Origin of the sequence: Flavihumibacter sp. (genome assembly GCF_036676075.1) — a bacterium.
Taxonomy (GTDB): Bacteria; Bacteroidota; Bacteroidia; order Chitinophagales; family Chitinophagaceae; genus Flavihumibacter.
In genome coordinates this window covers 196,480-215,417 of sequence record NZ_JAKFDQ010000016.1, presented here as the reverse complement: position 1 = coordinate 215,417, position 18,938 = coordinate 196,480, and the positions used below count along the sequence as shown (strand labels likewise).

Annotated in this window: 17 protein-coding genes and 1 other RNA gene; 6 read left to right on the top strand and 12 right to left on the bottom strand. The window is 46.1% G+C overall.

All coding sequences use genetic code 11. From position 1 onward, the window contains the following. Positions 1-111: 111 nt before the first annotated feature. Positions 112-487, bottom strand: a transfer-messenger RNA (tmRNA) gene (ssrA, locus tag V6M43_RS15770). Between the two features lie 141 nt (positions 488-628). On the opposite strand from ssrA, the gene V6M43_RS15765 reads away from it, so the two are divergent. Further along, complete coding sequence (locus V6M43_RS15765; RefSeq protein WP_332736910.1) at positions 629-2,437, top strand: MutS-related protein; 1,809 nt, start codon at positions 629-631, stop codon at positions 2,435-2,437. A gap of 56 nt (positions 2,438-2,493) precedes the next feature. Here the strand turns inward: V6M43_RS15765 and rseP are convergent, their stop codons facing one another. Next, the gene (gene rseP, locus V6M43_RS15760) at positions 2,494-3,843 is read right to left on the bottom strand and encodes an RIP metalloprotease RseP (RefSeq protein ID WP_332736908.1); all 1,350 of its coding nucleotides are present in this window, start codon (positions 3,841-3,843) and stop codon (positions 2,494-2,496) included. A 128-nt stretch (positions 3,844-3,971) separates the two neighbouring features. Between rseP and V6M43_RS15755 the strand changes: the two genes are divergently transcribed. After that, complete coding sequence (locus V6M43_RS15755; RefSeq protein ID WP_332736906.1) at positions 3,972-4,388, top strand: hypothetical protein; 417 nt, start codon at positions 3,972-3,974, stop codon at positions 4,386-4,388. Positions 4,389-4,403: 15 nt separating this feature from the next. Here the strand turns inward: V6M43_RS15755 and V6M43_RS15750 are convergent, their stop codons facing one another. The 10 genes from V6M43_RS15750 to V6M43_RS15705 all read right to left on the bottom strand — a co-directional run bounded on the left by V6M43_RS15750 (position 4,404) and on the right by V6M43_RS15705 (position 16,021). After that, positions 4,404-5,561, bottom strand: coding sequence for a 1-deoxy-D-xylulose-5-phosphate reductoisomerase (locus tag V6M43_RS15750; protein WP_332736904.1), 1,158 nt, complete (start codon positions 5,559-5,561; stop codon positions 4,404-4,406). 57 nt (positions 5,562-5,618) lie between these two features. Further along, positions 5,619-6,950 (bottom strand): argininosuccinate lyase, encoded by a 1,332-nt coding sequence (gene argH / locus V6M43_RS15745; protein ID WP_332736902.1) that lies wholly within the window; start codon positions 6,948-6,950, stop codon positions 5,619-5,621. Continuing rightward, a complete protein-coding gene (locus V6M43_RS15740) occupies positions 6,947-8,071 on the bottom strand; it encodes a M20 family metallo-hydrolase (RefSeq protein WP_332736900.1) in 1,125 nt (374 codons plus the stop codon). The genes argH and V6M43_RS15740 overlap by 4 nt, the downstream gene beginning before the upstream one ends. Further along, complete coding sequence (gene argB / locus V6M43_RS15735) at positions 8,068-8,862, bottom strand: acetylglutamate kinase (RefSeq protein WP_332736898.1); 795 nt, start codon at positions 8,860-8,862, stop codon at positions 8,068-8,070. The genes V6M43_RS15740 and argB overlap by 4 nt, the downstream gene beginning before the upstream one ends. Before the next feature lie 84 nt (positions 8,863-8,946). Next, positions 8,947-9,930 (bottom strand): acetylornithine carbamoyltransferase, encoded by a 984-nt coding sequence (locus tag V6M43_RS15730; protein WP_332736896.1) that lies wholly within the window; start codon positions 9,928-9,930, stop codon positions 8,947-8,949. Between the two features lie 24 nt (positions 9,931-9,954). Continuing rightward, positions 9,955-11,085 carry an aspartate aminotransferase family protein gene (locus V6M43_RS15725; protein WP_332736894.1) on the bottom strand — a complete coding sequence of 377 codons (1,131 nt, stop codon included), beginning with the start codon at positions 11,083-11,085 and terminating at the stop codon, positions 9,955-9,957. Between the two features lie 11 nt (positions 11,086-11,096). Next, a complete protein-coding gene (gene argC / locus V6M43_RS15720; protein WP_332736893.1) occupies positions 11,097-12,089 on the bottom strand; it encodes an N-acetyl-gamma-glutamyl-phosphate reductase in 993 nt (330 codons plus the stop codon). A gap of 11 nt (positions 12,090-12,100) precedes the next feature. Further along, positions 12,101-13,312: an argininosuccinate synthase gene (gene argG / locus V6M43_RS15715; protein WP_332736891.1), complete on the bottom strand. Its 1,212-nt coding sequence runs from the start codon at positions 13,310-13,312 to the stop codon at positions 12,101-12,103. A gap of 16 nt (positions 13,313-13,328) precedes the next feature. Next, positions 13,329-14,057, bottom strand: coding sequence for a GNAT family N-acetyltransferase (locus tag V6M43_RS15710; protein WP_332736889.1), 729 nt, complete (start codon positions 14,055-14,057; stop codon positions 13,329-13,331). Between the two features lie 470 nt (positions 14,058-14,527). Next, entirely contained in the window at positions 14,528-16,021 is a 1,494-nt protein-coding gene (locus V6M43_RS15705; RefSeq protein ID WP_332736887.1) for a GH3 auxin-responsive promoter family protein, read from the bottom strand. A 137-nt stretch (positions 16,022-16,158) separates the two neighbouring features. On the opposite strand from V6M43_RS15705, the gene rplU reads away from it, so the two are divergent. From rplU to V6M43_RS15685, 4 genes are all read left to right on the top strand, one after another. Continuing rightward, positions 16,159-16,461: a 50S ribosomal protein L21 gene (gene rplU, locus V6M43_RS15700; RefSeq protein WP_039128099.1), complete on the top strand. Its 303-nt coding sequence runs from the start codon at positions 16,159-16,161 to the stop codon at positions 16,459-16,461. A gap of 37 nt (positions 16,462-16,498) precedes the next feature. Further along, entirely contained in the window at positions 16,499-16,765 is a 267-nt protein-coding gene (rpmA, locus tag V6M43_RS15695) for a 50S ribosomal protein L27 (RefSeq protein ID WP_039128098.1), read from the top strand. A gap of 100 nt (positions 16,766-16,865) precedes the next feature. Next, on the top strand, positions 16,866-17,117 hold the full coding sequence (locus tag V6M43_RS15690; protein WP_039128095.1) for a hypothetical protein: 252 nt from the start codon (positions 16,866-16,868) through the stop codon (positions 17,115-17,117). A gap of 122 nt (positions 17,118-17,239) precedes the next feature. Next, positions 17,240-18,922 carry a helix-hairpin-helix domain-containing protein gene (locus V6M43_RS15685; protein ID WP_332736883.1) on the top strand — a complete coding sequence of 561 codons (1,683 nt, stop codon included), beginning with the start codon at positions 17,240-17,242 and terminating at the stop codon, positions 18,920-18,922. Positions 18,923-18,938 lie beyond the last annotated feature (16 nt).

The following is an 18,938-nucleotide window of genomic DNA, read 5'->3' as shown; positions in this document are numbered from 1 at the left end:
ACGAAAAAACTTCTGAAATAATTTCATGGCTTCCACTAACGTAAATAAAAAAGCCCTTGAATAATTCAAGGGCTTTTTTTCAGCCTGCTTTCGCTAAAGCTATAGCAGGCGCCGTGGAGCTGGAGGGAGTCGAACCCTCGTCCAAACATATCCGCCGAAAGCTTTCTACATGCTTATTACTGTATTAATTGTCGAAGGGAAGCAGGAACAGCACGAACCAATTTCCCCCTTAGCTGGATGGTCTTAAGCAAGCGTCACAGCCTTCACTTGCAGCAGCCTGTATTTTGTTTTGAGTCGGCGGCGGAGCTTGGTAACAGACCAACCTGCTCAACGCGGCCCTAATGACTACTTAATCACTGATTAGGCAGCCATGGCATACTGTGTATTGCCATTTGAGTTTTGAATATTCAGATTAACGTGCTAATTATCCAACGCACGACATGCTTATACTCTCAAAGAACTACGCTGTCGAAGCCAATACAGCCCCATTTGCAGGTAATAGGTGAGATTTAAGAGGTAAGATTTGTGGTCTAACTTTTAAATAACATTCCTTACTGCGTACAGCAAATATAGCACAAATCAGGCGCCATTTTCGTTAACCGATTCTAAAATATACTAGTTTCATGGCATGGTTCAAACTAACCCTGTTAACTGGTATAAAGAGGAGGAGTCAAGCTCACGAATGAAAAAAGAAGAGCTTGCAAGGCAAAAAAATATTATCGGCTGGATAAGAGTTGGCATTTTTATTCTGGGCGCTGTCATCACCTGGCAAAGCTGGAAGATAAGCATAGCTGCAGCCTTCATTAGTTTTGCAATTGCCACGGCCGCCTTTCTCTGGCTACTTGCCCGCAGCCTCAACCTCAGCGCAGGTATCAGCCTGCTCGAACAACTTATCAATATCCACCAGGAAGAACAGCAGATTGCCGAACATCATTTCACAAAGAGATATAACGGACTTGATCTCGCGCCAAAATCACATGCTTATGCAGGGGATCTGGATATATTGGGACAGGCATCTCTCTTTCAATACCTAAATCGCTGCACCAGTGAACAGGGCAACAGGCAATTGGCAAATGAATTGTTAGCGCCTGCATCAACAGAGGAAATAATGTTACGTCAGAAGGCTGCAGCAGAAATTGCTTTGGAACCTGCGTGGAGTACCATTTTCCAGGCTACCGGAATTTCGGAATCTGTTACCCTGAAAACAGAAACCCGCATCTCCGAATGGATGCAACAATCATCTGCTTTTCTGCCAAAGCGATCCTGGAAATTGCTTGCGATAATTTTCCCTTTCGTTTCACTTGGCTCTCTCCTATTGCATATTATCGGATTGCTGGATACATCTGTCTTCTACCTGCTGGTGCTGGTATATGTGGTCATCGCATTTTCCATTACCCGGAAAGTAACCCCGCAATATCGAATCCTCGATAAGATTGTTCCGGAATTGAAAACACTTTCTTCTTCCCTTCTGCATATTGAATCTTCACCATTTAAATCTGCAAAGCTGATTGCGATCCGGGAAAAATTATCACCCGCTAATGCACCCGCAGCATCGGTATCGATCCGATTGCTGGAGAAGATCCTCGACCGGTTCGACTATCGCCTGAACCCACTGGTATTTCTTTTTCTGAACAGTTTTTTATTGTGGGATCTGCGCCAGATCCTCTCCCTTGAAAAATGGAAAAATGATCATGGCAGCGATGCATCTCAATGGTTCCATACATTGGCGGAAATGGAAATGCTGAACAGCCTGGGGCGTGCGGCGTTTAATCATCCCCGGTGGACCTTCCCAACTATCCATGCAGAGCATGGGCGATACCATGCCATATCACTTGGTCATCCCCTCATACCTGAGGGCAAGAGGGTCAACAATGATTTCAGCACTTCAGGCCGGCCGGCCATTGCACTAATAACAGGTTCAAATATGGCAGGGAAAAGTACATTCCTTCGTAGTGTGGGAGTAAACCAGGTACTTGCAATGGCTGGAGCTCCAGTTTGTGCCGAATTACTCGAAGTGGCCAATATGCGCATCATGAGTAGTATGCGGATCGCGGATAATCTCGAAGAAAATGCATCTACTTTTTATGCCGAATTAAGCAAACTGAAATCGATCATTGAATCCGTAAATGCAAAGGAGCCTGTATTCCTTTTGCTTGATGAGATACTCAGAGGTACCAACTCCCACGATCGCCATACCGGCTCGAGGGCCCTGCTGCAACAACTGGTAAAACAGGATGCCTGCGGAATGCTGGCTACCCATGATCTTGCCCTTACAGAACTCGCCACCACCTTCCCCGATGCCATCAGCAACTATCATTTCGATGTTTCCGTTGAAGGAGAAGAATTGTATTTTGATTACAAACTCAAACCAGGTATCTGCCAAAGCATGAACGCTTCCATTCTCATGAAGAAGATTGGAATAGACCTGGGAGGTTAGGTGTCTGACACATGTTCGGATGATGTTCGAACATGTTGCGAACATGTGTCAGACACCTATTTGAATAGCCGGAAAATATCCAGGCCGAGTGCGTAGGCCATCAGTCCCAGCAGCAACACCATACCCACCATCTGTGCGTATTCCATGAACTTATCGCTCGGCTTGCGGCCGCTCACGATCTCAAAAATGGTGAAGAGGGCATGACCTCCATCGAGACCGGGAATAGGAAGTATATTCATCAGCGCCAGCACCAGCGAGAAAAATGCTGTCAGGCTCCAGAACTGCATCCAGTCCCACTGCGGCGCAAACATTTTACCGATACTAATAACGCTTCCGAGTGATTCATTTGTATTGACCTTACCACTGAAGATAAGCTTCAGTTGCAGCCAGTATGATTCAAGTGTTTCTATGCTTTTCTTGAAGCCGGCAGGAATCGCTTCGAGGAAACCATAACTGATCTCCTTCACTTCAAACTGGTCCTTGGGCGACATATTGTAAACACCAATGGTACCCGATGCAGGAACGGTCATGGCTACCTGTAAAGTATCAGTTCCACGCAGCACCACCATATCTACTTTCTTCCCTTTATTGCTCTGAACGGTTTTTCGGAAATCATGGAAAAACGCGGTGGACTTACCATTCACTGCAATGATCCTGTCATTAGCAAGTATGCCTGCATTGGCAGCAGCACTTGTATCAGCAACAGAATCAACGCCTAGAAAAGGCACCCGCATATCAATGAAATTGATTGTCTTGAAATGGATCAGCTTGGCAGCAAAATCTTCGGGGATGTTTACCGAAATTGGTTTGCCATCACGCTCCACCTCAATTGTATTGGCACCTTCAAGTATAACCTTAAGAGGGATCTTATTAAAGCGATCGATATATTTTCCATCAACACTCAGTACTTTATCACCATCACGCAGGCCGATACTCTGTGCAAGTGAATCGGTTGCAATACCATAGGTGAACTTATTTGTTGGAACATAACTTTCACCCCAATACCAAAGCATACCTGCATATATCAAAAAACCCAGGATCAGGTTCACTGTTACACCACCCAGCATGATGATCAGTCGCTGCCAGGCTGGCTTGCTGCGAAATTCCCATGGCTGTGCAGGTTGCTTCATCTGCTCTTTGTCCATGCTCTCATCAACCATCCCGGAAATTTTCACATAACCGCCAAAGGGAACCCATCCCAGTCCATATTCTGTTTCACCGATCTTTTTCTTGAAGAGGGAGAACCATGGATTGAAGAAGAGATAAAATTTTTCAACGCGACATTTGAACCATCGCGCAGGCAGAAAATGCCCCAGTTCATGGAGCACTACAATAATGGAAAAGGATAAAATAAATTGTCCGGCCTTAACACCTACTTCCGCCCAGTTAATTGCTAACAAACTCATATTATAAATCAGTGAAATTCAATTTTTAAATAGTGACAAATATCCGGTAAAAAAGGGTAAAGGGATGATAAAATTTTGATAACTGGCAACGTTATTGCACCGGCTGTTGTCAACCTCTAAAATGTTATATGAAAATACCTGTTTTATGTGCGGTGATACTGGCTGGGGCTGCATCCTGCCTGAAAACTGAATCCTTACCACCGGCTGAAAGGCTTTATGTTCCCATTACCATAACCGGGGTTTCGCCTATACCAGATGCTGAAGTTGGAGATACCGTGAGCACAAATATCAGTGTACAGGCCCCCAACCTTTGCTATAAACTGGAGGGATTTGATGTTCGGAGTTCTTCCCTGGGTGTAAACCAGTTTGAGGTGCAGGCTATCGCATCGGTTCCTAATCCGCAGAGAGCAGATACTACCTGTCCAACTGGTATATATGCAAAAGATTCAACCTTTAAGTTCAAGGTATCTACCGGCGGACGTTATATTCTTCGTTATTATAATAACCAGCAGTTATACCGTGCCGATACTTTTGAAGTGAACTAATAAGGATGGTATAAATCAGAGATGAATCAATGTGGCAGCAAACTCTCTTGCTTCCGCATCGCTTTCAAAATATTCTTCAAGTGTAGGTTGCCCAATAAAGGCAACCTTTTCCATTGTCCTTTCGATTACATCGGTCATATCAAGAAATCCTACACGGTTGCGTAGGAAAGCGAACACCGCAATTTCATTGGCAGCATTCAGCACGCAGGGAAGATTTCCTCCCTTATGCAATGCCTCAGTAGCGAGCGCCAGGTTGCGGAATGTTTTTATATCAGGCTCTTCGAAATTCAAAGTATTGGGTCTGCGGAAATCGTAACGGGGAAATTTATTGGCCAGCCTCTGTGGAAAAGCCAATGCATACTGGATTGGCAGTTTCATATCGGGCAACCCCATCTGAGCTTTAATACTACCGTCTTCAAATTGCACCATGCTATGAATGATACTCTGCGGATGCACCAACACCTGAACCTGATCGGGCTTGAGGTTGAATAACCATTTGGCCTCGATCATTTCGAGTCCTTTATTCATCAGCGTGGCCGAGTCGATAGTGATCTTAGCCCCCATACTCCAGTTAGGATGCTGCAGGGCATGGTCGCGCTTAACGTTCACGAGGAAATTAGGTTTCTTTCCAAGAAATGGTCCACCCGAAGCGGTGAGGATGATCTTATCGATGGGATTGAGGTTCTCTCCCACCAGGCATTGAAATATAGCGGAATGTTCACTATCAACCGGAATGATCGGCACTCTTTTTTCGATGGCCTTCTGCATCACAATATCTCCGGCTACAACAAGCGTCTCTTTATTGGCGAGGGCAACAGGCTTACCCTGTTCAACAGCCTGCAGGGTTGGCTTAAGACCGGCAAAACCAACAATGCCCGCCAGCATCAGGTCATAGCAATCCATCGCGGCAACTTCTTCAAGGGCTTTCTCGCCCGCAAAAACCTTTGTATCAGTTTTGGCAAGGGCATCTTTTACCTTCTGGTAGCGGGTTTCATCGCCTATAACTACAATATTTGGATTGAATTGGAGGGCCTGCTTTATAAGCAGGTCATCATTGGATTGCGCGGTGAGCACCTCCGCCGTGAACAACGAGGGATTGGCGGCGATCACTTCAAGTGCCTGCGTACCTATCGAGCCTGTGGATCCAAATATTGCTATACGTTTCTGCATCATTTCTTCAGCTTTTGGGATGGGCGTCAGATCCGCCCTGGCCTGTCGGGAAACGGCAAATTAACGTAATAATTGCTCCAAAGCCGCATTTGTTTGTTGAAAATTGAAGCCCGCCAGCACCTTCTCCATGGCAGCTTCTATTTCCTTATTATGCAGGTTACCGATGCTTCCTTCATGGGTATGCGCCACGTGTGTATCATAGGTGTAGCTGCCGTTTTCAATGGCGAGGCCCACCGTTTTATAGGCATCCCTGAAAGGCATTCCCTTCAATACAAGCTTGTTCACTTCCTCTACGCTAAAGAGGTATTTATATTTTTCATCGGCCAGTATATTATCATTTACTGCAATGTTTTCAAGCATGAGGGATGCCATCGCAATACAATCTTTCAGGGTGCCAAATGCCGGGAAAAGATTCTCCTTAAGCAATTGAAGATCGCGGTGATAACCTGAGGGCAGATTGGTGGTCATCATCATGATCTCATTCGGCAATGCTTTAATACGATTAGCATGACTGCGTATCAGCTCAAAAACATCGGGATTCTTTTTATGCGGCATGATGCTGCTGCCGGTGGTAAGTTCGGGTGGGAAACTGATGAATCCGAAATTCTGGTTGAGGTAAAGACAGGCGTCCATCGAAAGCCTTGCTAATGTATCCGCGATATTGGCCATGGCCATGGCAACAATACGCTCCGCCTTTCCTCTTCCCATCTGCGCATATACAACATTGTGATTGAGATCGGCGAAACCCAACAGTTGTGTAGTGCGGGTTCTGTTAATAGGAAAAGATGACCCATAACCGGCAGCTGATCCAAGTGGATTCTTATTCACCACTTCATAAGCAGCACGCAACATGATCATATCATCCACCAGGCTTTCGGCATAAGCGCCGAACCAGAGTCCGAAGGAGGACGGCATGGCCAATTGCAGGTGCGTATAACCGGGAAGAAGATGGTCTTTGAATTCATCGCTTTTCTTTTGCAGTAAATCAAAGAATGGAAGGATGGCTTCTGCGAGCGACTGCAGTTCATCGCGCAGAAAAAGTTTCAGGTCAACCAGCACCTGGTCATTCCTGCTGCGTGCACTATGGATTTTTTTTCCCGTATCACCAAGTGCAGCAGTTAACAGGAACTCCACCTGCGAGTGAACATCCTCTACTCCATCGGCAATTTGGAACGATCCGCTTTTCACTGTATCATGGATCCTTTTCAACTCCGCAAGCAATTGCTCCTTCTCTGATTCCGTCAGCAGACCGATCTCTGAAAGCATGATAGCATGCGCCATATTACCCAGCACATCATGCCTTGCCATCATGGCATCAAAATGTCGATCGTTGCCCACAGTAAATCTTTCTACTTCTGCGAGAGAGCTTATATTCTTTTGCCAGAGTTTCATTGAACCTTTTTAAATGTTGTTTCAATAAGCCTGGTATAGCCTTCTATACCTTCTTCAATTTCCCTAAGGTAAATATATTCATCGGCGGAATGGCTTCGGGCACTATCACCCGGACCCATCTTCAATGCCGCAAACGGGATCAGTGCCTTATCAGAACTGGTAGGTGATCCATAATAACCTTTTCCCATTTCAATGGCAGCGTTCACAAGCGGATGATGGAGGGGGATGGCAGTAGCACGCAATCGCATGCTTCTGGGTTTCACCTCGCAGTCGATTGATGCTGTGATAATATCAAGCAGTTCTTCATGTGTGTAAGCATCCGTAACCCTGATATCTACCGTGAACTGGCAGGTGGCCGGCACAACATTATGTGCTTTATTTTCTGTGATGACAGAGGTCACATTCATCTTGACCATCCCAAGTGTTTCCGACACTTTTGGAAACCTGTGATCCCTGAACCATTGGATGGCATCCATTGCCTTGTATATGGCATTTACACCCTCTTCCCTGGCTGCATGTCCGGCTTTACCATGTGCGATGCAATCAAGCACCAGGAGGCCTTTCTCAGCTACTGCCAGTTCCATTTGGGTGGGTTCACCAACAATGGCCGACCAGTTTTGAAAGGTGTTATTGAATGCTCCGGTGGTAGTAAGAAAATTTTCCTCGTGCAATAATGCCTCAATTCCATTTTTGCCGGAGATCTCTTCTTCGGCAGTGGCGGCAATCACCATGTTCCAGGGAAGATCCTCCACATTATAAAAATAAATGAAGGCGGCTATCAGTGATACCATCGGCCCACCTGCATCATTGCTACCCAATCCGTATAATTTACCATCTTCAATAACTGGTTGGAAGGGATCCTTCGTGTATTGTGGATTGGGCTTAACTGTATCGTGATGTGAGTTCAGCAGTAAGGTGGGCCTTGACTTATCGAAATGTTTATTTACTGCCCATACATTATTGAGGTATCGATGTGCATCAATGTTATGCTTTTTAAAAAAAGAAACCAATAGATCACCCGTACCCGATTCTTCTTTACTGAATGATGGGGTGCGGATAAGGGATTGCAGGAGGCTAATGGCATCCGAGGCAAGCAGTTTTATTTTATTGGGATCAATCATGCGGTGATCAGGGTTCCTGTTGTTGGTTGGGATGTATTTTGCAGGAGATCATCGGCATGACCTATCAATACTTCGTTTACTCCCGCATCAATTGCTGCAAATGCATTATCGAGTTTGGGAAGGATACCGGCGAATAATTTATTGGCTGATTTTAATTGCTGGTAGGAGGCTTTCGTAATAACCGGCAATACAGAGTTTTCATCCTCCACATATTCAAGAACGCCTTTCTTTTCAAAGCAATAGATCAGTCTCACTGTATAAGCTTCGGACAAAGCGACTGCCACGGCGGATGCCATGGTATCGGCATTGGTATTGAGAATATGACCTTGTCCATCATGTGTGAGTGGTGCAAGCACCGGAACGATATCCTGCTCCAATAAAACCCGCCAGCGATCGGAGGGAATCTTCTCCTGCAGTATATCTCCCACCCATCCATAGTCGATCTCTTTAACCGGTCTTTTCATTGCCGGCAACATATTTCCATCAGCTCCTGTAATACCCATGGCATTGCAGTTCCTGGCCTGCAGCTTTGCCACGATCTGTTTGTTTACCAGTCCGCCGTAAACCATGGTAACAAGGTCAATGGTAGCATCATCAGTAATTCGGCGGCCATCGATATACTTTGATTCAATTCCCAGTTTATCACCGATACGGGTGGCGATCTTTCCACCTCCATGCACTAAGATCTTATGCCCCTTCACTGCTGCAAAATCAGCAAGGAATGCATCCAGTGCTTCCGGATGGTCGATCACATTGCCGCCGATCTTTATGACAAATAATGGGGGTTTCAATTTTGCTTTTTTTGATTTTCTTTCTATTGACTAATGACTATTGCCCATTCCCTACTGCCCATTGCCCATTGCCTCCACCATTCCCTACTGCCTATTCCCTATAATCTCCGCAAGCACCGCCTGCGCAGCCCAAACCCTATTGCCCGCCTCTGTGGTCACTAAGCTGTTCGGTCCATCCAGTATCTCATCACTCAATTCAACATTGCGACGCACGGGCAGACAATGCATCACGCGTGCATTATTCGTGAGAGCAAGTTTTTCATTCGTCATCATCCAACTTATATCGTTGCTGAGAATCTGTCCATACTGCTTATAGCTGCTCCAGTTTTTTACATATACAAAGTCGGCGTCTTTTAAGGCTTCATCCTGGTTATGCGTGATAGTTGCACCCCTGCTGAAACTTTCTTCCAGTTCATAACCCTCGGGATGTGCTATCACGAAATCTGCCTTCCCCCATGCATTCACCCATTGAGCGAAACTGTTGGCAACACATTGCGGAAGTGCTTTCACATGTGGCGCCCAGGTAAGCACAACTTTGGGTTTTCGGTTTACTAATTGTGGGTTAAGACTTCGCTGCGTGGCGAGATATTCTTCTATAGTTATGATATCCGTTAAGCTTTGAAGCGGGTGCAAGGTTGCACTCTCAAGACTCACGATCGGGATACCAGCATATTTAATGAACTGGTTTATATATTTTTCACTGTAGTCCTCTTCCCTGTTTTTTAATGAAGGAAAAGTGCGGATGCAGAGTATATCGAAATATTTGCCCATGATGGGTGCGGCATCTTTTACATGTTCGGCCGTTGTTCCGTTCATGATGGCGCCTTCTTCAAATTCAATGGCCCATCCTTCACTTCCAACATTGAATACAACCGCTTCCATGCCCAATTGCTGGGCCGCAACCTGGGTGCTCAACCTTGTGCGCATACTGGGATTCAGGAATAACATGCCAATGCGTTTGCGGGCACCGAGTGTGTTATGGCGGTAGGGATCGGCCTTGTAAGATAGGGCCAGCGCCACCAGCGCATCTATGTCGGTTACATCATTTACGGAAACGAATTGTTTCATGTATGCTGAATTGAAATCTTGTTATTAGTTCATCTCCTCCCGCACCGCTGCAAGAAACTTATCTGCATCCTGCCGGGTTAATGCCAGCGATGGCAGCAGGCGGATCACATTCGGTTTTGCTTCACCGGTAAAGATCCGATGCTTCCAAAGCAGGTTCTTACGCAGATCCTTATGCGACTCAGGTACATCAAAGCCAATCATCAATCCCGCTCCTCTCACGTTTTCCAGATGGGGGATGGATTTCAGTTGCTCCATCAGATAGTCTCCGATCTCAGCAGCGTTCTCAAGAAGGTTCTCCGTCTCCATCACTTCCAGCACACCAAGTGCAGCAGCGCAGGCGAGATGGTTTCCCCCGAAAGTGGTACCCAGCATTCCATGCTTTGGTTGCAGGTGCGGGGCAATGGAAATGGCGCCGATCGGGAATCCATTTCCCATGCCTTTGGCCATACTATAAATATCGGCATTTATACCGGCATGATCGTGGGAGTAAAACCTGCCCGTTCTTCCATAACCGCATTGAACGGAGTCTGCAATAAAAACCGCGCCATGTGCATCGCAGAGCTGGCGGATGGTTTGAAGAAATTCATCGGAAGCAACTTTGATTCCCCCCACACCCTGTATGCCTTCAACGATAACGGCTGCCACCTGATCGCCCTGTGCACTGAAGCAGGCCCTGAGGGCCGCTACATCATTGAAGGGAAGGAAGATCACATTCGCCGTCTGGTTGATGGGTGCTACGATAGCTGGATTATCAGTAACGGCAACGGCCAGTGAAGTGCGCCCATGAAAGGCATTCTTAAAAGCGATCACTTTTTTCCTGCCGGTATGAAAGGAAGCCAGCTTCAGTGCATTCTCATTTGCTTCTGCGCCTGAGTTGCAGAGGAATAGCTGGTAATTATTCTTGCCCGATATCCGTCCCAGCTTTTCAGCAAGTTCTATTTGTTGTGGAATTAACACTGAATTGGAATAAAATGCGATCTGCTCCAGCTGGTCTTCAATGCGTTTTACCCAATGCGGGTGTGTATGACCGATAGAGATGACAGCATGGCCGCCATACATATCGAGGTATTCATTGCCTGCATCATCCCAAACAGAAGATCCCTTTGCATGGGTGATGGTGATATTATTAAGTGGATATACGTCGAAAAGTTTCATTGCTGCTTGTTTTAAAAATATCCTGCCTTTAATCTGAGACCGGTTTCTTCCTGCAGACCAAACATGAGGTTCATATTCTGCACTGCCTGTCCACTTGCGCCTTTCAGGAGATTATCGATCACCGAATGCACCACCAGCTTCTCTCCTACTTTCTCCAACTGGATGATTGCCTTATTGGTATTCACCACCTGCTTCAGGAAAATTGCTTCCTTGCTTATATGGGTGAAGGGATGTTCTTTATAATATTCAGTAAACAGATTCTCCAGTTCCTGGTAACTCAATGCCATATGCATGGTGGAGCTGATAAATATTCCACGTGCAAAATCGCCCCGCCATGGAACAAAGCTGAGGTCAATGGCTGCATCGGGTTGCCAATGACGAAGACTCTGTCCTATTTCACCAAGGTGCTGATGGGTGAGTGTTTTATAGGCCTGGATATTATTGGATCGCCAGCTGAAATGCGAGGTAGCGGAAAGCGATTGTCCCGCGCCGGTAGAACCGGTTATACCAGTTGTATATATGTCGTTTAATAGTCCGGCTTTGGCCAACGGTAATAATCCCAGTTGTATAGAAGTTGCAAAGCAACCTGGATTTGCAATAGCGCGGGCTTTGCGAATGGCATCCCGGTTTAATTCGGGGAGGCCATAGATGAATTGGATGGTATCGTTGCCGGCAACATCCAGGGTGGACTGCTCCGCTAACCTGAAATCATTGGAAAGGTCGATCAGTTTTACATGAGCTGCAGGTGGATTTGCCTGAAGGAATTTTCTCGCCTCACCATGACCGGTACAGAGAAACAAAACATCGATATCCTGGTGAAGCTCACTGCTGAAGAGTATATCTGTTTCACCCAAAAGATCCTGGTGCACTTTGTGCAATAGCATCCCGGCGCTGCTGTTACTATGAACAAAAGCGATCTCTGCATTGGGATGGTTGATCAATAAACGCAGCAACTCTCCCCCGGTATATCCTGCCCCGCCAATAATTCCGATTCTGATCCGCATAAGAAAATGTTTTATTTGCTTCCACTACCTGTTGCATCTGCATTTACTGCATTCCAGATGGCTGTCTGGTTGCCGAAGATCTTGCTGAAGCCGCGAACATCTTCGCCGGTGAAGCCTGTATTCATCTCTCCGTACTTACCAAATTTTGCCGACATCAGGTCGTAGGGAGATTCTATCCCGATCACCTGGAAACGGTAAGGTAACAACTGCACATATACATCACCGGTAACATTTGATTGCGAATGCTCGAGGAAGGCTTCGATATCGCGCATAACGGGATCAAGGATCTGACCCTCATGAAGCCAGTTACCATAGAATAATGCAAGCTGGTCTTTCCAGTTCAGCTGCCATTTGGTGAGAACATGTTTCTCGAGGGCATGATGGGCTTTGAGGATGACCATGGGCGCGGCGGCTTCAAATCCAACCCTGCCCTTGATTCCGATGATGGTATCGCCCACATGAATATCACGGCCGATGCCAAATGGACCGGCAATGGTTTGTAAATATTGAATGGCTTTTGAGGGATGATTGAAACTGCGGTCATTGATAGCAGTTAGTTCACCTTTTTCGAAATGCAGTTTAACTTCTTCGGCTTCCGATTTTGTTACCTGTGTAGGCCATGCCTCTTCGGGAAGAATTCCTTTTGAGTTCAGGGTTTCTTTACCGCCAACACTTGTTCCCCATAATCCTTTATTGATTGAGTAGGCCGCTTTCTCGAAATTCAACTCCACTCCTTTTGCTTTGAGGTATTCTATCTCCGCTTCCCTGCTGAGTTTGAGGTCGCGTATGGGGGTGATGATCTCCACGCCCGGAATCATGATATGAAACACCATATCGAATCTCACCTGGTCGTTACCCGCACCCGTACTGCCATGGGCAACCGCAGTTGCGCCAAGCTTTTTAACATGCTCTGCAATATGGAGTGCCTGGCTCAGTCTTTCTGCGCTTACACTTAGGGGATAGGTATTATTTTTCAGGACGTTACCGTAGATCAGGTAGCGCAGGATCCTGTCATAATATCCCTCAACAGCATCGATGGTAGTATGTGATTTCACACCTAGCTTGTAGGCGTGTGCTTCAATATTTTTCAGTTCCTCTTCTGTGAATCCACCGGTATTAACGATGATGGAATGCACTTCATATCCTTTGTCTTCACTGAGATATTTAACGCAGAAGGTGGTATCGAGGCCACCGCTAAATCCAAGTACAACTTTCTGTGACATCGGTATTTAAACTGTTTTAAAGATTAAAGAAGAAATTCAGCAGCGAGAACATTTTCTTTTTCTCGCCTCCGCCCCCGCCGGCATTATCACCGGAATTCTTTTTACGGAATGCTTTGATGAACCGCGATTGTTTGAAACGAAGCAGTCGCTCATATGCTTTCGAATGCTGCTTGAAATCTTCGGCGGTTTCTTCGGGTTGGTAATGGTCTTTGGGATCATAGAGCATGGCGGTACAGAAGCAGTTCTTTCTCTCCTTGCTCATCAGGATATCGTAATTCACACAGCTCTTGCAGCCGGCCCAGAAGGCTTCATCCTGCGTGAGTTCAGAATAGGTAACAGGTTCGTAACCGAGGTCGCTGTTGATCTTCATCACGGCGAGGCCGGTGGTGAGACCGAATAATTTTGCATCAGGGAAGAGGGTCCTCGACAATTCGAAGATACGCTCTTTGATACGCTTTGCTATTCCGCTCTTGCGAAATTCGGGCGCAACGATCAGTCCCGAGTTGGCAACATACTCGCCATGGCTCCAGGTTTCGATATAGCAGAATCCAACCCATACACCCTCTTCTGTAACGGCGATAACGGATTTCCCTTCGCGCATTTTTTGCTCGATATAATCCGGCGAACGTTTGGCGATACCGGTTCCGCGAGCCTTTGCGGAAGACTCCATCTCATCGGTGATGATGGTTGAATAATGAATATCCTCGGGAGTGGCTACCCTCACGATAACGGAAGTATTTTCCAACTGGCAATAAATTAAGGATCAGTAAATTTTTAGCGTACACTTCGGGTGTAAGAATAAAATTCCGTGGGGCTTTTTTCACTGATAGGGACCTTTGCAAAGGGCTCGTCCTATCAGCATCCACGTCGGGAGTGGGTGCACAAACAAAAGGAAGCCTCCGGGGAGAACACAACCTGGCAATCCATCTGGAAGGGAGCGCTATGTTGTTGGAATGCTTTCATCTTATAATGTATATACCTTTTGTTTTTAAATAACGATGCCAAAATTATGCCTTTTGCAGAATAACGAACAAAATAAAATTTAAGTATTTGTTATTTCTCCAAGGAAGTGGCCAAAAACAAAGATAATTTCTAACGATTGTTAGTTACCCGTCTGACATCCGTCAGGACAGACGTCAAGCATCTGTCGCGACAGACCCGGGGGGTCCATCTGACATCCGTCCTGACGGATGTCAGACGGGTGTTGGGGCGGTATTATTCCGTCCAGGGACCCAATGCCTCTGCTAGTTTGCGGTCGTTGCTGAGGCGGGGGACCTTGTTCTGTCCGCCAAGCTTGCCAACACTTTTCATGTAGTCGATGAATCCGTTTTTCTTAACGCGCGTGATGCGCAGCGGCAATAGGATATTGCCCTTTATCAGATCGTCGTAGTAGATATTTTTCGCGCGGAGGTTATTGTTGACAAGAGAAGTAAATGCTTCCATGTTGTCGGGCTCGGAGCCAAATTCCACAAACCATTCGTGGTAAGATTTCCCCTTATCCTGGGAAATAAGTGGGGCAACGGTGAACTCGGTGATATGAACGCCGGCTTCGGTGGCAGCCTTCATCAGACTGTATTCCACTTCTTCGCCGATCACATGTTCGCCAAAGGCGGAGATAAAATGTTTGATACGTCCCGATACAATAATGCGGTAAGGATCCAGCGAAACAAACTTCACGGTATCGCCAAGATTATAACTCCAGAGTCCGGCATTACTATTAATAACTAGCGCATAGTTCTCGCCCACTTTAACCTCATGCAATCCAAGGCGGGTTTGATTCTCGGAGAATATTTCTGCAGCAGGAACAAATTCGAACCAGATGCCGCTGTTTGTATTAAGAAGTAATCCCTCTGCATTTTGAGAATCCTGGAACGCGAAGAATCCTTCAGATGCAGGGAAGGTTTCGATGGTGGCAACCTCGCGACCGATACTTTCGAATAGTCGTGCCCGGTAGGGTTCAAAATTCACCCCGCCATGAACCATCACGGAAAAATCGGGGAAGAGTTCGCTGATCTTTTTACCACTCAGTTCCTGCAGGCGGTCGAAATACATCTGCATCCATGGAGGTATCCCACTGATGAGGGTCATATTGCGATTCATCGTTTCCTGAACGATCTTATCCAACTTGGTTTCCCAATCGTCGATGCAATTGGTTTCATAAGTGGGCAATTGGTTCTTGCGGAGATAGCTTGGAATATGATGGTTCACGATACCGCTGAGCCGGCCGGTTGGAACTCCCCCCACCCTTTCCAGTTCGGGGGAGCCCGAGAGGAAGATCATATTACCATCGGCAAAGGCGCTGTTTCCGCTTTCCGACATATAACATAATAATGCGTTGCGGGCAGTATTGATATGGTTAGGAATAGATTCTTTGGTGATGGGGATATATTTAACCCCGCTGGTGGTACCCGAGGTTTTGGCGAAGTAGATGGGTTTGCCCTTCCATAATATATTATGCTTGCCTTCCTTCACCTGTTCGATCCATGGTTTGAGCTGTTCATAATCGCGGATGGGGACGGCCTGGCGAAATTCCGACGGGGTGTTTACTGATTCAAGATGGTGATCCTGCCCGAACTGTGTGGTTGCAACTGTTTTCAGGAGACTCTTGAAAAGGTTATCCTGATCTGCAACTGCCTGCTGCATAGACCTTTTTACCTGTTTGGAGACGTAGGAAGCAAAGGGTTTAGCGAGGAATGACTTGAATTTCATTTGTAGAAGGAGGATGGTGCCGCAAATTTAGGGGCTGATTTGCTCTAATCGACCTAAATTTGCTGTAATTATTTCTAAAAATCTGTTTGCAGGTATGGATTTTCCCCTTACCTTTGCACTCCTAATTTTGGTAAGTTATGTTTGCAGTTGTTAAAATAGCCGGTCAGCAATTCAAGGTCGAAAAAGACCAAACTTTGTATGTACCTCAATTGTCAGGTAACGCCGGCGACAAAGTGGAATTCCCCGAAGTATTGCTGGTTGATAACGACGGTAGCCTGACATCAGGTGACGCTGTTAAAGCCATAGTGAAAGCCGAGATCGTTGATCACCTCCAGGGTGATAAAGTGATTGCTTTCAAAATGAAAAGGAGGAAAGGTTTCCGTAAGAAGCTTGGTCACAGGAAACACTATACTAAAATTAAGATCAACGAAATCGCTTAATCTGGTATTGTAGAATACCGTATAAAATTCATTCGTCATGGCACACAAAAAAGGTGAAGGCAGTGTAAAGAACGGCCGCGATTCACAAAGCAAACGCCTCGGTGTAAAAATCTATGGTGGTCAACCTGCAATTGCTGGTAACATCATTATTCGTCAACGTGGTACTCAATACCATCCTGGTAAAAACGTTGGTGTTGGAAAAGATTTTACAATCTTCGCATTAACTGATGGTGTAGTAGAATTCAGAAAGACAAGAGAGAATAAAACCATCGTTTCTGTGTCGGCTGTTGAAGTTGTTGCTTAATCATTTCCGATTAAAACAACAAAAAAAAATTTTGCAGTTTCAGATTAGTTTATATTTTTACTATTGGTAACCCATTTACTAATCATTAAATTCTAACAAAATGGCAACTGCAAAAAAAGCCGCTCCGAAAAAAGCTGCTGCAAAAAAAGCCGCTCCAAAAAAAGCCGCTGCTAAGAAAGCCGCCCCAAAGAAGGCCGCTAAAAAAGTAGCTAAGAAAGCTGCTCCTAAAAAAGCTGCTGCAAAGAAAGCCGCTCCTAAAAAGGCTGCTAAAAAAGCCGCTCCGAAGAAAGCTGCTGCTAAGAAAGCTGCTCCTAAAAAAGCTGCTAAGAAAGCTGCTCCTAAGAAGGCTTAATCATTTACAGCAAATGATATCTGAAAGTCCCGGTTACGCCGGGACTTTTTTAATGCCCCTCCCCCTGCATTTAGCCCCCACAAAGGGTTATAGCACTCTCTCATTCTCCCTATCTTTGTTAGATGATGGACAATTATGCGATCGCCGACCAGTTTTCCCTGCTTGCAAAACTGATGGATATTCATGGTGATAATCCGTTCAAATCAAAGTCGTATGCATCGGCTGCTTTCAACATTGAAAAGCTGCCCGTTCAACTCTCTGATACACCCGCAGAAAAGATCGCATCACTGAAAGGAATTGGTGATAGCAGTGCGAAGAAAATTGTTGAAATGCTGGAGACCGGAAAGCTTCAACAACTGGATGATCTGATTGCAAAAACACCTGCAGGCATACTCGAAATGATGCAGATAAAAGGACTGGGTCCCAAAAAGATTTCTACCATCTGGAAAGAGATGGGCATCGAAAATATGGGCGAATTGCTCTATGCATGTGGTGAAAACCGGTTACTTCTATATAAAGGTTTTGGAGAAAAAACACAGGAAAGTGTAAGGCAGTCGATCAATTTTTTCATGCATAACAAAGGACATTTTCTTTATGCAGAAATTGAAGAATTCGCCTTCAAGGCGGAAACAATTTTCCAGGAGCAGTTTCCCAAATATCGCAGTTGCCTGACGGGAGAGATCGGTCGTCAACTTAACATCATTACTAAACTCGAGATCCTTACAACCGCTCCGAAAAATGAAGTGCATGATCTTTTGGAGCGACAGGAATTTCAAAACATAGTAGCAGAAGATTCAACCATAACAGCCACCACTAGTGGAGGAATACAAATTGCTATCCAGCTTTGCAGTGAAGACAACTTTATTGCCAGGAAGTTCTCCGGCACCTGCAGTGAACTCTTCCTGGAAATATTCAAAAAATCAACAGGTTTTTCAGAGGATAGGAACTACGGTTCTGAAGAAGAGATCTTCCAACAGAGCAATCTACATTTCATTGCCCCCAACCGGAGAGAAGACCCTGAGATCATCAGCGCCGCCCTAATGGGACCATTAGAACCTGTGATTGAACCCGGCGATATAAAAGGCATAATCCACAGCCATTCCAACTGGAGCGATGGCCTCCATACCATCGAAATAATGGCCCGGGCCTGTATTGAGAAGGGATATGAGTACCTGGTGATCAGCGACCATAGTCGCTCGGCCTTCTATGCCAATGGCCTCTCAGCCGAGCGGATCGCCGAGCAGCACCTCTATATTGATGAGCTTAACAGCAAACTCGCCCCCTTCCGCATTTTCAAGAGCATCGAGTGCGATATCCTTACCGATGGCAGCCTCGATTACAGTGACGACATATTAAACAGCTTTGACCTGGTGATCGCTTCGGTGCACAGCAACCTCAAGATGACCGAGGAAAAGGCCATGCAACGACTCCTGAAGGCCATCACCCACCCGGCTGTTACTATCCTCGGACATATGACGGGCCGCCTCCTGCTGAGCCGACCCGGCTACCCACTTGATCATAAAATGATCATAGACGCCTGCGCGGAGCACAAGGTGGTTATTGAGATCAATGCCCATCCGCGGCGCCTGGACCTCGACTGGAGTTGGATCCCTTATGCCATGGAAAAAGGATGCCTCCTTTCAATAGATCCCGATGCGCATGCAGTAGAAGGTTATGAGGATTGCCGTTATGGAGTGATCAGTGCGCAGAAAGGGGGATTGACAAAGGCTTCCAACCTGAGCAGTTTCACGAGGGCGGAGCTTGAGAATTATCTCACAGAGAGAAGATCCGCGGTAAGGAATTAAGATTGCACTATTGGCC

Excerpts from the sequence above, each read along its gene's own strand:
- V6M43_RS15730 (WP_332736896.1), bottom strand. The coding sequence starts at position 9,930 with ATGAAACAATTCGTTTCCGTAAATGATGTAACCGACATAGATGCGCTG.
- rplU (WP_039128099.1), top strand. The coding sequence starts at position 16,159 with ATGTTTGCAGTTGTTAAAATAGCCGGTCAGCAATTCAAGGTCGAAAAA.
- V6M43_RS15725 (WP_332736894.1), bottom strand. The coding sequence starts at position 11,085 with ATGAAACTTTTCGACGTATATCCACTTAATAATATCACCATCACCCAT.
- V6M43_RS15765 (WP_332736910.1), top strand. The coding sequence starts at position 629 with ATGGTTCAAACTAACCCTGTTAACTGGTATAAAGAGGAGGAGTCAAGC.
- rseP (WP_332736908.1), bottom strand. The coding sequence starts at position 3,843 with ATGAGTTTGTTAGCAATTAACTGGGCGGAAGTAGGTGTTAAGGCCGGA.
- V6M43_RS15685 (WP_332736883.1), top strand. The coding sequence starts at position 17,240 with ATGATGGACAATTATGCGATCGCCGACCAGTTTTCCCTGCTTGCAAAA.
- argH (WP_332736902.1), bottom strand. The coding sequence starts at position 6,950 with ATGAAACTCTGGCAAAAGAATATAAGCTCTCTCGCAGAAGTAGAAAGA.
- V6M43_RS15750 (WP_332736904.1), bottom strand. The coding sequence starts at position 5,561 with ATGATGCAGAAACGTATAGCAATATTTGGATCCACAGGCTCGATAGGT.
- V6M43_RS15755 (WP_332736906.1), top strand. The coding sequence starts at position 3,972 with ATGAAAATACCTGTTTTATGTGCGGTGATACTGGCTGGGGCTGCATCC.
- V6M43_RS15705 (WP_332736887.1), bottom strand. The coding sequence starts at position 16,021 with ATGAAATTCAAGTCATTCCTCGCTAAACCCTTTGCTTCCTACGTCTCC.
- rpmA (WP_039128098.1), top strand. The coding sequence starts at position 16,499 with ATGGCACACAAAAAAGGTGAAGGCAGTGTAAAGAACGGCCGCGATTCA.
- argC (WP_332736893.1), bottom strand. The coding sequence starts at position 12,089 with ATGCGGATCAGAATCGGAATTATTGGCGGGGCAGGATATACCGGGGGA.
- V6M43_RS15690 (WP_039128095.1), top strand. The coding sequence starts at position 16,866 with ATGGCAACTGCAAAAAAAGCCGCTCCGAAAAAAGCTGCTGCAAAAAAA.
- V6M43_RS15740 (WP_332736900.1), bottom strand. The coding sequence starts at position 8,071 with ATGATTGATCCCAATAAAATAAAACTGCTTGCCTCGGATGCCATTAGC.
- argG (WP_332736891.1), bottom strand. The coding sequence starts at position 13,312 with ATGTCACAGAAAGTTGTACTTGGATTTAGCGGTGGCCTCGATACCACC.